The 15,999-nt window shown below is 75.8% G+C and carries 5 protein-coding genes; 4 read left to right on the forward strand and 1 reads right to left on the reverse strand.

Translation table 11 applies throughout. The annotated features are described in order from the left end of the window. Window positions 1-428: 428 nt before the first annotated feature. Complete coding sequence (locus AC27L3_RS27420; protein WP_487236756.1) at window positions 429-1,394, reverse strand: hypothetical protein; 966 nt, start codon at window positions 1,392-1,394, stop codon at window positions 429-431. 425 nt (window positions 1,395-1,819) lie between these two features. Between AC27L3_RS27420 and AC27L3_RS27425 the strand changes: the two genes are divergently transcribed. The 4 genes from AC27L3_RS27425 to AC27L3_RS27440 are packed head-to-tail and all read left to right on the forward strand — an operon-like array spanning window position 1,820 to window position 15,965. Continuing rightward, window positions 1,820-2,971: an SDR family oxidoreductase gene (locus tag AC27L3_RS27425; RefSeq protein WP_487236757.1), complete on the forward strand. Its 1,152-nt coding sequence runs from the start codon at window positions 1,820-1,822 to the stop codon at window positions 2,969-2,971. A gap of 3 nt (window positions 2,972-2,974) precedes the next feature. Further along, window positions 2,975-4,606, forward strand: coding sequence for a PfaD family polyunsaturated fatty acid/polyketide biosynthesis protein (locus AC27L3_RS27430; RefSeq protein WP_487236758.1), 1,632 nt, complete (start codon window positions 2,975-2,977; stop codon window positions 4,604-4,606). Between the two features lie 28 nt (window positions 4,607-4,634). Further along, window positions 4,635-10,664: an SDR family NAD(P)-dependent oxidoreductase gene (locus AC27L3_RS27435; protein WP_487236759.1), complete on the forward strand. Its 6,030-nt coding sequence runs from the start codon at window positions 4,635-4,637 to the stop codon at window positions 10,662-10,664. A gap of 27 nt (window positions 10,665-10,691) precedes the next feature. Next, window positions 10,692-15,965 carry a hotdog fold thioesterase gene (locus tag AC27L3_RS27440; RefSeq protein WP_487236760.1) on the forward strand — a complete coding sequence of 1,758 codons (5,274 nt, stop codon included), beginning with the start codon at window positions 10,692-10,694 and terminating at the stop codon, window positions 15,963-15,965. The last annotated feature ends 34 nt before the right edge of the window (window positions 15,966-15,999 follow it).

Below are 15,999 nucleotides of genomic sequence, written 5' to 3' on the forward strand. Positions count from 1 at the left end.
CGGTCCCATCACGCCGTACGCCCCCATCGCCAGACCGGCTTGTTCGTTCCGCCGCTGGGCAGCCTCTTCACGACCGGGCGGACCACGGTGCCCTCGATGATGGGCACTGTCGCGCCGGTGGGACATGCCCCGCTGGTGGGCAGGAGACGGGCGCCGGGCGGTCGCGGCACCATTCGCCGGCTCGGGCGGTGGCGTGAGCCGTCGTGGGCATGGTGACGAACGCGCAGGTGGTGGTTGCGACGGCCGCAGCCGTCGCAAGAGCGCTGCGTAGGCGCACCGGTTTCCCCTTCCCTGTGCCCGATGCGGTATCGGACCTCAGCAGCATGGCGCGTACACGTCATTAGTGCACTGGTCGGGGGCAAGCGAGCGGGCGCGTTCCGGACATCGGGACGGTGGCGGCCCGGTCGCGCTGCTCTTCAGGGGCGGCATCAGGCACCGGCCGGTGTGGCGGTCCGGCTCTTGCCGGACGTCAGCTCCGTCAGTGCGAAGCAGCCGACGCACAGGGTGAGCAGTCCGGCGATCAGGTCGGCCGTGTTGCCGATCCCCAGCAGGGCCGACGTGGCCGGCGAACGGCCCACGTCCATCCAGCCGCTGGAGCCGAAGGCGACGCCCACACCCGTCCATGCCATCGCCAGCGGCACGCGCACGCGCACCGTGCCCCACCGGCGGAACACCAGCGCGTACATGCCGGCCGCCCCGGTCAGTGCCGCCAGGCCGTGCACCAGATCACCCGTGCGACCGATCGCGTTCCGGCGGGCGATCCACTCCGCGTTCATGCCGACGTCCGCCCCCAGTCCCCACGCCAGGCGCAAGGCGCCCGAGAAGACGAGGAAGCCCAGGGCGAGCGCGGTGAGCACCCGCTGCATGCCCTGGGTGCCGGCCGGATCGCTCAGGTCCCGTACCCGGGTGCGCAGCAGGCGGCCCCAGCGTTCGCCGGCGTACAGCGCGAACGCCGACAGCAGGACCACCCCTTCGGCGATCAGCCCGCCGTAGACCACGCCGAACACCCATGGCCGGAGCATGTCGTCGGAGGTGGCCGGATTCCGGGCGCCGGTCGCCGCGATGACGCCGAGGCTGACCGGCAGCGTGACCATCAGGGTGACGAGCATCCCCGTCGCCACCCACATCGGGAAGAGGAGGAGCCAGGCACGCACGTGCCGCCCGCGCGGCCGGGTCAGGACGTGGGCGATCAACGCTGCGATCCCGTCCATCCCGAACGTCACGGCGTTCGCCGCAATCCATTGCCCCCGCGACAGGCTGCCGAGATCCTTCACCCCCACGTCGAACCCGGCGATCCAGAGCAGCTTCAGCGTCAGATACGGCAGGCACGTGAGAACAGCGAATTGGGCAAGGAGCCGGCGCCCGCAGGCGCGGCGTTCAGGATGATCACGCATGAGAACGACTCTGACGCGCGGTGCCCGGCCATGCGTCATGCCCCAGGAGCAAGCCTCTCCCCCGCAAGGCGGACCGGCCACCGGTATGACGGCGTAGGGGAGTTGAGCGAGATCCTCGGAGGTGGGGCTGCCGCGTGTACTTCGACGGCGCGCACCAGGCCGGACTCATCGCCGGCAGCGCGTTCGAGGGTGCAGGGGGGACCGGGTCCGCGTTGCGGACTTGCGGGGCGTTACGGGTCGTGTCGGCGCGTTCGGTGATGTGGTGCCGGGTGTGCGGCCGTCATTCCTGCCACACGTCGACCGAATATGTGTGCGGGGTGTCTGCGTCGCCGGACGGCGACCTGGGGCGGCACGCCGTGGCTCGTATCGCCGCTGCCCGGCTTCTTGCCGTGTATGTTCTGGAGAGTGAGCAAAATACGTATTTCATGACAAATAATGTTCACCTCCAAGGTCGGGAGAACTGGGCCGTGCATATCGCGCTGACCGGTGCCACCGGGTTTCTCGGGAGTCGGCTGCTGGTGCAATTCCTGCGTCGCGGCGCAGAGGTCACCGTGCTCGCCAGGCCCCGTCCGCGCGACACGCGGGAACGGCTGGAGGAGACCCTCACCCATCTGAAGGCGCCCGGCTCCCTTCTGCAGGCGTTGCGCCATCGCGTGCGGATCGCCGAAGCCGATGTCTGCCTGGCCCGCCTCGGCATGACGCCGCGCCGATTCCAGGAGCTCGCCGACCGCGTGGATGCCGTGTGGCACAGCGCCGGTGACATCCGGCTCAACGCCGATCTCGCCAGCCTGCGCACCGTCAACGTGCACGGCACCCGGCACGTGCTGGAGTTCGCCGCCGCCGGTCGCCGTGGTCCCCGTCTGCACCACGTCAGTACCGCCTTCGTCGCCGGCGGCCGCCACGACGGCATCGCCGGCGAATGCGACCTGACCGATGCGCACGGCTTCGAGAACCATTACGAACGATCCAAGTACGAAGGCGAACTGCTGGTGCACGAGTGGTCCCGGCAGCACCGCCGCCCCGCCGTGATCCTGCGCCCCAGCATCCTGGTCAGCGACCTCGCCCCGCACCCGGCGGTGCCCCCGCACCCCCTGCAGTTCATCGCCGAGATCGCCCGCTCCGGCCTGGAGGCCGCCGGCCTCGCCGGGCTCGCGCCCCCGCCCGGTGTGCCCGCGCCCGTCGTCCGCCTGCCCGGCCGGGCCGACGGCCACCTGAACCTGCTGCCCGTGGAGTGGGCCGCCGAGGCCATGGCGCTGATCGCCGATCGCTTCCACGCAAACTCCCTGGCCACCTTTCACGTCGTCCACCCCCGCGACACCCCGATGACCGTCCTCGCCCGGCTCTTCGAGCGCTTCCTGCCCGTGCGCCTGGACCTGTGTCCCGGCGGCGTGCCCGACCCCACCGAGCTGGAGCAGGTCGCCGACTTCTACCCCGGCTTCACCCCCTACCTCGGCCACCGGCGCCGGTTCGACGACTCCACGGCCCGCCGCCTGCTCGGCGGCCTGCCGCCGCCCCCCGACGTCCACCTCGCCTACCTGCTGGCCGGGACGATCCCCGCCACCAACCCCAGGACGTGAGCGATGACCCAGCTGCTCGACCAGGCGCCCCCGTCCACACCGGCCGGCGCCCGCTGGTACCCCGGTCCCCACCCGCCCGCCTGCACCGCGGCCGGCGTGCTGCCGCTCGTCTCCCGGATCCGGGAACCGGCCCGGCTGCTCGCCGTGCCCGCAGGCGGCATCGGTGTCGCCGTCGACGGCTCGCCCGAGCCGGACGGCACCGGCGAGGGCCTGCCCCTCCTGGGCACGCTGCCGCCGCTCTACCCGGAATGGCTCGGCGACCGCTCGTTCAACGAGACCCACGGCACCCGCTTCCCCTACATCGCGGGGGAAATGGCCAACGGCATCGCCACCACCGACATGGTCGCCGCCCTCGCCGACGCCGGCATGCTCGGCTTCTTCGGCGCCGCCGGCCTCGGCCCCGAACGCGTCGAGGCCGCCGTCCGCGACCTCGCCGCCCGGCTGGGCGGGCGCCCCAACTGGGGCGTCAACCTCATCCACTCGCCCGCCGAGCCCGCCCTGGAAAGCCGCGTCGCCGACCTGCTCGTCCACCACCGCGTCCCCGCCGTCTCCGCGTCCGCCTTCATGACGCTCACCCCCGCCGTCGTCCGCGTCGCCGCCGCCGGGCTGCACCGCGACGCCCGCGGCCGCGTCGTGCGCCGCACCCGGATCCTTGCCAAGGTCTCCCGCCCCGAGACCGCCGCGGCCTTCCTCTCCCCCGCCCCCGGCGAACTGCTCGACCCCCTCGTCGCCGAGGGCCGGCTGACCGCCGCCGAGGCCGAGCTCGCCGCGCGCGTTCCCGTCGCCGAGGACGTCACCGTCGAGGCCGACAGCGGCGGCCACACCGACAACCGGCCGCTGACCGCCGTGCTGCCCGCCGTCCTCGCCCTGCGCGAGGCCCTCGCCCGCGCCCACGGCTACGACCGCCCCGTACGGATCGGCGCGGCGGGCGGACTCGGCACCCCCGCGGCCGTCGCCGCCGCCTTCGCCCTGGGAGCCGCCTACGTCGTCACCGGCTCCGTCAACCAGTCCGCCGTCGAATCCGGCCTCTCCGGCGACGCCAAGGCCATGCTCGCCCAGGCCGACGTCACCGACGTCGCCATGGCCCCCGCCGCGGACATGTTCGAACTCGGGGTCAGGCTCCAGGTGCTGCGGCGCGGCACGCTCTTCGCCTCCCGCGCCGCCCAGCTCTACGAGCTCTACCGCGACCACCCCTGCTGGGACGACGTGCCCGCGCAGCGCCGCGCCACCGTCGAACGGGACATCCTGGGCGCGCCGTTCGCCACCGTGTGGGAGGAGACCCGCCGCTTCTGGCAGCAGCGCGACCCCGCCCAGGCCGCCCGCGCCGAGAGCGACCCCCACCACCGCATGGCCCTCGTCTTCCGCTGGTACCTGGGCAAGTCCAGCCGCTGGGCCATCGAGGGCCGCACCGAGCGCCGCGCCGACTACCAGATCTGGTGCGGTCCCGCCATGGGCGCCTTCAACCGCTGGACCGCCCACGGTTTCCTCGCCGACCCCGCCCGCCGCACCGTCGTCCAGATCGCCCGCAACCTCCTGGAGGGCGCCGCCGTCCTCACCCGCGCCCACCAGCTGCGCAGCTACGGCGTCCCCGTCCCCGACGGCGCCTTCTCCTACACCCCCCGTCCCCTGACCTGACGGCCCTCGGCAGCAACGGAGCCCGAGCATGAACGCCCCCCGCATCCCCGGCCGGGTCCCCGTCGCCGTCGTCGGCCTCGGCGCCCTGCTACCCGACGCCCGCGACGTCGAACAGAGCTGGCGGCTCGTCCTCGGCCGCCGCGATTTGATGACCGGCGTGCCGGCGTCCCGCTGGCGGGTGGAGGACTACTACGACCCGGTCCCCGGCACCCCCGACAAGATCTACGTCGACCGCGGCGCCTTCCTGCCCGAGGTCGACTTCGACCCGCTCGCCCACGGCATCCCGCCCTCGGCCCTGTCCTCCACCGACACCGCCCAGCTGCTCGCCCTCCTCGTCGCCGCGCAGGTGCTGCGGGACGCCGCCGCCGGCCGCGACCCGGCGGCCCTCGACCGGGACCGTACCTCCGTCATCCTGGGCACCGGCGGCCTGGAACTGCTCACCCACAGCGGCCATCGCACCCAGCGGCCCGTGTGGCTCAAGGCCCTGCGCGAGGCCGGCATCGCCGAGGACAGCGCCCAGGCCCTGTGCGACCGCATCGCCGCCCACTACCCCGAGCCCGACGAGGACACCTTCCCCGGCGGCCTGGGGAACATCGTCGCCGGGCGCATCGCCAACCGCTTCGACCTGCACGGCACCAACCACACCACCGACGCCGCCTGCGCCAGCTCTCTCGCAGCCCTGTCCACCGCCCTCGACGAACTCACCCTCGGACGCTCCGACCTGGTGATCACCGGAGGGGTGGACACCTCCAACGACATCGGCACCTTCCGCTGCTTCACCACCACCCCCGCGCTCTCCCCGACCGGCGACTGCCGCCCCTTCTCCGCCGACGCGGACGGCACCATGCTCGGCGAGGCCCTCGCCATGTTCGCGCTCAGACGCCTCGACGACGCCCTGCGCGACGGCGACCGCATCTACGCCGTCATCCGCGGCATGGGCAGCTCCTCCGACGGTCGCGGCACCGCCATCTACGCCCCGGTGCCCGAGGGCCAGGCCCGCGCCCTGCGCCGTGCCTACGCGGAAGCCGGCTACGGGCCCGCCACCGTCGAACTCGTCGAGGCCCACGGCACCGGCACCCGCGCGGGCGACAGCGCCGAGTTCACCGCCCTGCGCGAGATCTACCACGCCGATCGGCCCGACGCCCTCCAGTGGTGCGCCCTCGGATCCGTCAAGTCCCAGATCGGGCACACCAAGTGCGCCGCCGGCGCGGTCGGCCTGCTCAAGGCCGTCCTCGCCCTGCACCACAAGGTGCTGCCACCCACCATCAAGGCCGGCCGGCCCCACCCCGACCTGGGCATCGACACCAGCCCCTTCTACCTCAACAGCCAGGCCCGCCCCTGGATCCGCCCCGCCGGCCACCCCCGCCGCGCCGCCGTCTCGAGCTTCGGCTTCGGCGGCAGCAACTTCCACGTCACCCTCGAGGAACACACCCCGCCGCCCGGCACGGCCGTACCGCCCCGGGCCCGCACGGCGCCCACGGAACTCGTCCTGCTCGGCGGCGAGAGCCCCGGGCAGCTGCGCGAGCGCGCCGAAGCCCTGCGCGCCGAGGCCGAGGCCGGCCGCGCCGACGGCACCTTCCGCCTCGCCGACCTCGCCCGCCGCACCCAGGAGACGTTCCGCGCCGAGGACCCCCTGCGGCTGGCCGTCATCGCCGAGGACGCCGCCGGCCTCGCCGACCGCCTCGCCCGCGCAGCCGAACGCCTCGGCAGCGGCGAGGACGCCGGCGACTCCTGGAGCGAACCGGGCACCCTGCACTACGCCACTGGCCGGCGCCCACCCGGACGGCTGGCCTTCCTCTTCCCCGGCCAGGGCTCCCAGTACGTCGGCATGGGCGCCGACCTCGCCGTCCACGAACCCGCCGCGCACGCCGCCTGGGACGCCGCGGCGGGCGCCGACGAGCCGCAGGAGGCCGGCGAACCGCCCCTGCACCGGGTCGTCTTCCCGCCGCCCGCCCCCGATGACGACACCCTCGCCGCGCAGCAGGCGCTGCTCACCGCCACTCGCTGGGCGCAGCCCGCCCTCGCCGCCCACAGCCTCGCCCTGCTCGCCGTCCTCGGCGAACTCGGGCTGCGCCCCGACTGCACGGCCGGCCACAGCCTGGGCGAACTCACCGCCCTGCACGCGGCCGGCGCCTACGACGCGGCCACCTTGATGCGCCTGGCGCGCCGCCGCGGCGAGCTCATGCACGACGCGGCGGCCGGCACCCCCGGCGGCATGCTCGCCGTCGCCGCCTCGCCGCAGGAGACCACCGCCGTCCTCGAGGGGGCCGGCATCGCCGACGTGTGGATCGCCAACCACAACGCCCCCCGGCAGACCGTGCTGTCCGGCACCGCCGACGCCCTCGCGGCCGCCGCCGCCCGCTTCGCCGACGCCGCAACGGACACCACCGCGCTGCCGGCGGCCGCCGCCTTCCACAGCCCGCTGGTCGCCGCCGCCCGCGAACCCTTCGCCGAGACGCTCGCCGGCGAGTGCATCGGCGCCCCCGTCCTCGAGGTGTGGTCCAACACCGACGCGGCCCCCCACCCGGCCGAGCCCGCCCGCATCCGCGACCGCCTCGCCGGGCACCTCGCGGGCCCCGTCCGCTTCGCCGAGCAGATCGAGGCCATGTACGCGGCCGGGGTGCGCGTCTTCGCCGAGGTCGGTGCCGGGAGCGTGCTCACGGCCCTGGTCGGGCGGATCCTCGGCGACCGCCCGCACCTGGCCGTCTCCTTCGACCACCGGGACCGGCACGGCGTGACGGCCCTCCAGGACGGCCTGGCCCGGCTCGCCGTCCACGGCATCCCCCTGGACTTCGCCCCCTATTGGCGGCACTACATCCCGCCCGCGGAACCCGAGCAGGAGCGACGACCCACGATGACGGTGAAGATCGACGGCGGAAACCACGGCAGGACCGACCCGCCCCGCAAGAACCCGGTCCCCGTACACCTGGACACCGCGAACACGCCGGCTCCCCTGCCGCCCACGGCGGCCGCGGCGGCCGTGCCCGCTGCGCCCGGCGCGCCCGAGCCCTGGGCGCGGCTCGTCGAGGACGCCCAGCGGCAGACCGCCGAGGCCCACGCGGCCTACCAGCGCATGATGACGGAGAGCCATCTGGCGTTCCTGAAGGTCGCCGAGAGCTCCTTCGCCGCCCTGCTCGGCACACCGGTCGACCCCGACCATGCCCTCCCCGACGCCATGGCGCTGTCCTCGGCACCGCCGTCGCCGCTTGCGGAGCCGACCGCGGCCGTCGTTCCCGCGCCGCCCGCCGCCGTCGGGAGCGCGGCGCCCGCGGCGCCGCCACCGGTGCAGGGGCCGCAACCCGCCGCACCGGCGGAGGACGTCGGGACGGTGCTGCTGTCCGTGGTGGCCGAACGCACCGGCTATCCCGTGGAAATGCTCAACCTCGACATGCAACTCGAAGCCGACCTCGGCATCGACTCCATCAAGAAGGTGGAGATCCTCTCCTCGCTGCGCCGGCGGCTGGGCGCCCTGCCCCAGGGCGACCCGGCCGAACTGGCCACCCTGCGCACGCTGCGCCAGATCGCCGACAAGCTCGCGCAAGCCGTGGGAGGCGTGGACGGTGCCCCGCCCGCCCCGTCACCGCCCTCCTCAGCGACCACCGACGCGAGCAGCGACGCGCCCGGCGACTCGACCGGCGGCGCGAGCAGCGACACGAGCGGCGGCGCGCCTTCAGACGATGCCGCTGCGCCCGGCGCCGGGGAGTCCGTGCTGCCGTCCGCCGCACCCGGCCGTGCGGTCCCCGTGCCCTGCGCCCGTACCGCCCGCCACGTCGTGCGCGCCGTGGCCGCGCCCCCCACGGGTCTGGCCATGGCGGGCCTGACCGACGGTCCCCTGGCCGTCGTCGACGGCGGTTCCGGGCTCGGCAAGCTCGTCGCCGAGCGGCTCGCGCACGAGGGTGTCGCCGCCGAGAGCGTGAGCGCCGCCGAGGAGATCCCCGACGAGGCGCACGGCGTCCTGCTGCTCGGCGGACTGCGGCAGGACGCGGGCGTGGACGAGATGCTGCGGACCCAGCGCGCGGCCTTCCGGGCCGCCCGGCTGATGGCACCGCGCCTGGCCGAGCACGGCGGGGTCCTCGTCACCGTCCAGGACACCGGCGGCGACTTCGGCCTGAGCGGCGGGCACGGCCTGCGCGCCTGGTCCGGCGGCCTTGCGGCCCTCGCCCGCACCGTGGCCCGGGAATGCCCGGCCGCCGCCGTCAAGGCCATCGACTGCGAGCGGAGCGGCCGGAGCCCGGAGGAGACCGCCGACGCCATCGTGGCCGAACTCCTCACCGGCGGCCCCCTGCTGGACGCGGGCCTGCGCGCCGACGGCAGCCGCGTGAGCCCGGTGGCCGTCCCGGCCCCTCTCGGCGAGGACACCGCCGGTACCGTGGCCGCGGACCCTGCCGCCCCGGCGCCGGTCCTCCCGGGCCCCGACGACGTCATCGTGGCCACCGGCGGCGCCCGCGGCGTGACCGCCGCCGCCCTGATCGAGCTCGCCCGCGCCCACCGGCCCCGCATCGTCGTGATCGGCCGGACCGCGATGGAGGAGGAGCCGCCCGGTCTGCCGCCCACCGCCGACGAGGCCGAGCTGGTCCGCGCCCTCGCCGCCGGACCCGGCGCGGACTTGGCCCCGGCAGCCCTCACCCAGCGGGCCCGGCGCATCCTCGCCGTCCGCGAGATCAAGGCGACCGTCGCCGCCATCGAGGAGGCCGGCTCCCCGGTGCGCCACTTCTGCGCCGACGCCCGCGACCCCGAGGCGCTGCGGGCCGTCCTCGCCCCGGTCCGCGCCGAATGGGGCCCGGTCACCGGCATCGTCCACGGCGCGGGTGTCCTCGCCGACCGGTACCTCGCCGAGAAGACGGACGAGCAGTTCGACCTCGTCTTCGGCACCAAGACCGACGGCCTGCGTGCCCTGCTGGACGCCACCGCCGGCGATCCGCTGCGCACCGTCTGTCTGTTCTCCTCCGTGGCCGCCTGCCACGGCAACGCCGGCCAGGCCGACTACGCCATGGCCAACGAGGTCCTCGACCAGGTGGCCGCCGCCGAGGCCGCCGAACGCCCCGGCTGCCTCGTCCGCTCCCTCGCCTGGGGCCCTTGGGACGGCGGCATGGTCACCCCGTCCCTCGCCGCGCACTTCGCGGCGGCCGGCGTGCCGCTGCTGTCCCTGGAGGCCGGCGCCCGCGCCTTCGTCCGCGAACTGACCACGCCCGGCCGCGACACCCGCGTGGTCCTCACCGCGGCCGCCCCCGACGCCCCCGACCAGGACGCGCACCAGGTGCCCGCAGCGCTCCCGGCCCTGCGGCCCGCCCGGGTCCGGGCCACTGCGAGCAGCCACCCCTACCTGGCCCACCACGCCATCGGCGGCACCCCCGTCCTGCCCATGGCCCAGGCCCTCGAATGGCTCACCGCCGCCGCCCGCGACTGGCTCCCCGGCACCGCGACCGCCCTGCGCGACGTCCGCGTCCTGCACCCCGCCACCCTGGGCCGGCTGGAGGACGACGGCGACCTCTTCACCCTGACCGGGCGCATCGACCCGGCCACCCCCCACACGGTCGCCGCGGAACTGCGCGGCGCCGCGGACCGGCTGCACTACGGCGCCCTGATCACCCCCGACATCCGGCCCGGTGCCGACGAGGAGTTCGGCCTCCCGGCCGGCGAGGCCCCCCGACACGGCGACGACCTCTACGACGGGACCGTGCTCTTCCACGGCCCCCTGATGCGCTCCCTGACCACCGTGGGCGCACTGAGCCCCGAGGGCGCCCACGGCACGCTGTGCGGCCTGGCCGCCCTCGGCTGGCCCGATGCGCCCTGGCACACCGACCCCGCCGCCGTGGACGGTGCCCTGCAACTGGCCGTCCTGTGGGCCACCAGCGCCCTGGGCGGCGCCACCCTCCCCATGGCCGTGGGCGCCTTCCACCTCCACCACCGCGGCGCCGCCCGGGGACCGCTGCACTGCGCCGTCCGCCCCGTGTGGGCCGAGGGCGACCACGCCCAGTGCCACCTGCGCCTGACCGGCGAGGACGGGGCTGCCTTCGCCGACCTGCGCGACGTCGAACTCGTCCGCCGACCCGACTGACCGCCGACCGCACGAGGTGCACAGCGCATGACCAGCACGGCAAGCACGCCCGGCGCGACAGGCACGGCGGACGGGCCCTTCGAACCGGTCGCGATCGTCGGCCGCGGCTGCGTCCTGCCCGGCGCCCTGACCCCCGGCGCGTTCTGGGAGAACGTCGCGGCCGGCCGCAGCGCCCTGGGCCCGGTGCCGGCCGGTCACTGGCGGCTGCCCGCCGGCTCCGACGCCGCCGGCAACTCCGACGGCAGCGACCGCCTGCCCACCGACACCGGCGGATACGTGCGCGGCTTCGCCGACGTCTTCGACCCCACCGGGTTCGCCCTCGACCCCGCCGCCGTCACCGGCTTCGCCCCGCTGCTGCACTGGGTGCTGCACGCCGGCCGCGAGGCCCTGCGCGAGGCCGGTCACCCGGGCCTCGCCCCCCGCCGCACCGGCCTCCTGCTCGGCACCCTCGCACACCCGACCGACGCGGCCATGCGCTACGCCGAGCACGTGTGGACCGGCGCCCAGCACCCGATCGTCCGCGACGCCCTGCTGGGTGGGGCCTGCGCCCCGCCCGAGGCCCTCAACCGCTTCTGCACCGGCCTGCCCGCGCTCCTCGCCGCCCGCGCCCTGGGCCTCGACGCCGGTTCCGTCGCCCTCGACGCCGCCTGCGCCTCGGCCCTGTACGCGGTCAAGCTCGCCTGCGACCGGCTCCACGACCGTACGGCCGACCTCATGCTCGCCGGTGCCGTGAACGGGGCCGACAGCCTGCTCGTCCACGGCGGCTTCGCCGCGGTCGGCGCCCTGAGCCCCACCGGGCGCTGCCGCCCGTTCCACCGCGACGCCGACGGGCTCGTCCCTGCCGAGGGTGCCGCGATTGTGGCCCTGATGCGGCTCACCGACGCCCTCGCCGCCGGCCGGCCCGTCCTCGCCGTGATCCGCGGCGTCGGCCTGGGCAACGACGGGCGCGGCACCGGCTTCCTCACCCCCGACCCCGCCGGGCAGGAGCGCGCCATGCGGCTCGCCTACGCCCGGGCGGGCATCGCGCCCGCGAGCGTCGGCCTGCTCGAATGCCATGCCACCGGCACGCCCGTGGGCGACGCCGCCGAAATCGTCTCCAGCGCACGCGTCTTCGCCGGTCACGGCGGCCTGCCCATCGGGTCGGTCAAGTCCAACCTCGGCCATCTGCTCGCCCCGGCCGGCGCCGCCGGGCTGCTCAAGGCCGTCGACGCCCTGCGGCACGGCGTCCGCCCGCCCACCCTCGGCGCCGACGATCCCACTGCCGACCTGCGGGGCAAGCCCTTGCGGCTGCTGACCGAAGCGGAGGAGTGGGAGCGGGGGGCCTCACCGCGCCGTGCGGCCGTCAGCGCCTTCGGTTTCGGGGGCACCAATGCCCACCTCGTCGTGGAGGAGTGGCCCGAGGGCAGCACCGCCCCGCCGCCTCCTCCCCCGCCGCGGGAGTCCCCGGAGGGGGAGGCGGTGGCGGTCGTCGCCCTCGCCGTCCGGGCCGGACGCGACGGCGGCACCGGCGAGTTCACCGCCGCCGTGCTCGGCGGGCAGCCCGAGCGGGAGCCCCGCGAGAGGGTCTCCACGGATCTGGAGGGGCTGCGCTTCCCGCCCGTCGACGTCGAGAAGACCATTGCGCAGCAGATGCTGGTCTTCGACGCGGCACGCGAAGCCGCCCGCGGCCGGACCCTGCCCCGCGAACGCACCTGCGTCCTCATCGGCATGGGCGCCGAGCCCTTCGTCACCCGCTTCTCCTGGCGCCGCCGCATCGGCGCGCAGTGGGCCCGGGCCGGGCTGCCCCTGCCCCCGGGGCCCGCGGACGCGCTGCAGGACGCCGTCGGCGATCCGCCCACCCCCGCGTCGGCCCTCGGTGCCATGCCGAACCTCGTCGCCAACCGCATCAACAGCCAACTCGACCTGGGCGGAGCGAGCTTCAGCGTCTCGTGCGAGGAGGCGTCCGGCACCGCCGCCCTGCGGATCGCCGCCCGGGCCCTGCGCGCCGGGGAGGCCGACGCCGCGCTCGTCGGGGCCGTCGACCTCTCCCACGACGAGGTGCACGCCGCCGCCCTCGACGCACTCGGCCGGTCCCGCGCCGCCGGGGACGCGGCCGTGGTCCTCGTCCTCAAACGCCTCGCCGACGCCGAGCGGGACGGCGACCCCGTCCTGGCGCTGCTGGCCGACGACGGGACCGCGGCGCCGGCCGCGCCCGCGGACCTCGTCGTCGCCTCCCACACCACCGGCGAGGCGAGTATGGACGGCGCGGTGGACAACAGCGTGCTCTTCGGGCACCCGCACGCCGCCGCGGGGCTGCTTGCCGTCGCCACCGCGGTCACCGCGCTGCACCACGGCGTGCGCCCCTGCCCCGGCGCGCCGGCCGGTCCCGCGCCCGGTGCCCGGACCGCCGAGGTCGTCGTCCCCGTCCTGGAAGGACCCGCCGAGCGGATCCGTCTGCGCGCCGCGCCGGACGCCCTGCGCCGGCGGCCCGCGCACGAGGCGTACGGGGCGGGCGAGGCCGCCGGCACCGGCCCGCGTATCGAGGGCCCTGCCCATCCGCGCCCGCTGCTGCTGCCCCTGCCCGAACCGCCTCCCGCCACCATGCCGCCCGCCCCGCGCCTGCCCCCGGTGCTGGAGGAGCCGCGGCCCGCCGCCGTACTGCTGTCCCCTGCGGCGCCCGTCGGTGCGGACGATCCGCGGACGGCGGCCGCCGTCCGGCACCGCTCCCGTGTCGTCGCCGCCCACCAGGCCCATCTCGCGGCCTGCTCGGAAGCACACCTGCGCTTTCTGGACGGCCGGCGCCGCAGCAACGCCGTCCTGACCGCGCGCGCCTTCGGGCCCGCCGCCACGGCCACGCGGGCCTTCCTGCCCGTCCCGCCGTCGCTCCCCACCGCGCCCGTCGCCGCCGGCGGCAGTCCCGGGCCCGTTCTTGGGCGCTCGCAGCTCGAACAACTGGCGCTCGGCACCGTCTCCGAGGTCTTCGGCCCCCGCTTCCGGCCCCTCGACGGTCATGTGCGCCGCAATCGTCTCCCGGCCCCGCCCCTGCTCCTGATCGACCGCGTGCTCGGCATCGACGCCCCGCCCGCCACTCTCGGCACGGGCGTCATCCGCAGCGAGACGGACCTGCGCCCCGGCGCGTGGTACCTGGACGCCGGCGGCCGCATCCCCGCTGCGCTGCTCGTCGAGGCGGGTCAGGCCAACCAGGTCCTGCTCAGCTGGCTGGGCATCGACTTCCTCCACCACGGCGATCACGTCTACCGGGCGCTCGGCTGCGAGGTCACCTTCCATGCCAGCCCGCCCCCGGCGGGACGGACCGTGCGCCACGAGATCCGCGTCGACCGGCACGCCGAACACGACGGCGTGCACCTGACGTTCTTCGAAGCCGACTGCTTCGCGGGCGACACCCTCGTGATGAGCGTCCGCAACGCCCAGGCCGGGCTCTTCACCGACGAGCAGCTCGCCGCCGCGGACGGCGCCCGCTGGGACCCCGCTCCCGCCCCGCCCCCGGACCTCCCCTTCGACCCGCCGCCCGCGGACGAGCAGGCCCCGCGCGGTTTCACGCCCGAGGCCGTGCGCGCGTTCGCCGACGGCCGCCCCTGCGACTGCTTCGGCCCCGGGTGGGACCACGCCCGCACCCACCTGCGCACGCCGCGCATCGACGGCGGGCGGCTGCTGATGATCGACCGGATCACGGAGTTCGACCCGGCCGGCGGCGCCTGGGGCCGCGGCCACCTCAGGGCGGAGGCGGACGTCCGGCCCGACGCCTGGTACTTCGCCGCCCATTTCAAGAACGATCCGTGCGTGCCCGGCAGCCTCATGATGCACGCGGCCTACCAGGCCATGGCCTTCCACATGGCGGCCCTGGGGCTGACACTGGGCCACGACGGCGCACGCTTCGAGCCCGTGCCCGGCCGCACCGCCACCACGACCTGCCGCCGCCAGGCCACCCCCGCCAGCCGGCGGATCGCCTACGAGGTCCATGTCAGCGGACTGCGGCGGGGCCCCGAACCGGAGCTCCACGCCGACGTGCTGGTCCGCGTGGACGACGTCCCTGCTCTCGTCGGCCGCGGCATGTCCCTGCGCCTGGTCCCCGATGCCCCGCTCGCGGCCGGCACCGGGGATCGGCAGGAGACGGCGGGGAGAAGGCCGGTGCGGCGGCTGCCCCGGGAGGTTCTCGATCCGGCCACCGACACCTGGGTGCGCGACCACTGCCCGACGCTCACCCTGCCCACCCTGCCCATGATGTCCGTGGCCGACCGGCTCGCGGCGGCCGCCTGCGAGGCCACCGGCATCCCGCCCTCCCGGCTGTCCCTGCGCCGTGTTCACATCCGCCAGTGGCTCACCGTCGACGAGCCCCTGCACCTGGCCGCCGAGGTGCGCCCCATCACCGACGGAGGCGCCGACCTCACCCTCCTGCGCCACGGGGGCACCGCCGACGAGCCCGCCTGGGAGAGTGCCGCGACCGCCACCCTCCTGCCGCCCGCCGGCCGGCCCGGGCGCCCCCGTCCCTTCCCGCCGCTCACCGATGCCGTCCCCGAGCCCCTGCCCTACGAGACGGGCGCCATGTTCCACGGCCCGGCCTTCCACTTCGTCACCTCCCTGCGCCTCGGCAGCGGCGGCTCCAGCGCCGTCCTGGACGCGGGGCACCCCGGCGTCCCGCGCGGCCTGCTGCACCAGGGGCTGCTCGACGGGGCCTTCCACACCGTGCCGTTCGGACAGCTGTGGCGCTGGTCGCCCGACGTCCCCCGGGACTGCCTCGCCTACCCGTGGCGGCTGGAGGCGCTCGATGTGTACGAGCCGCTGCCCGAGCGCGGCCCGGTCGGCTGCGAGGCCCGCTTCCGCGGGTTCCGCACGGACGGCCCCGCCTTCCCCGTCGTCGACTTCCAGCTGCGCACGGGGGACCGGGTGGCGGCCGCCTTCACTCTCGTATCGGTGCTGCTGCCCGGCGGAGGCTGGGAGGACGTGCCGTTCTCGGTGCGCAACGCCTTCAACCGGGACCGCCGTTACGTCCAGGGCGCCGGCATCTCCCGCACCGAGGAGGGCGTCACCACCCTCGCCCTGGCCGACGCCCAGGGCTACGACTGGCTGCCCGGCACCGTCCTGTCCCTGTACGGCCTGCCCCCGCGCGACTCGCTCGCCGGCCATCTGGCCGTGCTCGCAGTCAAGGATCACGTCGCCCGCCTCGCCCGCGTCCATCCCTGCGCGGTGACCGTCGCGCCGGACCTGCGCAGCGCGCACGCCGACGAGGCCCCGGGGGCGGGTTACGCGGTCGAGGTCACCGAGGAGGACGGCCGGGTGCGCGTCGTCTCCGTCGCACGCTGACGGCTTCGGCTCGGGGCCGGGACGTCAGGGGCGC

It is taken from the genome of Streptomyces sp. PKA51 (genome assembly GCF_057552455.1).

Excerpts from the sequence above, each read along its gene's own strand:
- AC27L3_RS27420 (WP_487236756.1), bottom strand. The coding sequence starts at position 1,394 with ATGCGTGATCATCCTGAACGCCGCGCCTGCGGGCGCCGGCTCCTTGCC.
- AC27L3_RS27425 (WP_487236757.1), top strand. The coding sequence starts at position 1,820 with ATGACAAATAATGTTCACCTCCAAGGTCGGGAGAACTGGGCCGTGCAT.
- AC27L3_RS27430 (WP_487236758.1), top strand. The coding sequence starts at position 2,975 with ATGACCCAGCTGCTCGACCAGGCGCCCCCGTCCACACCGGCCGGCGCC.
- AC27L3_RS27435 (WP_487236759.1), top strand. The coding sequence starts at position 4,635 with ATGAACGCCCCCCGCATCCCCGGCCGGGTCCCCGTCGCCGTCGTCGGC.
- AC27L3_RS27440 (WP_487236760.1), top strand. The coding sequence starts at position 10,692 with ATGACCAGCACGGCAAGCACGCCCGGCGCGACAGGCACGGCGGACGGG.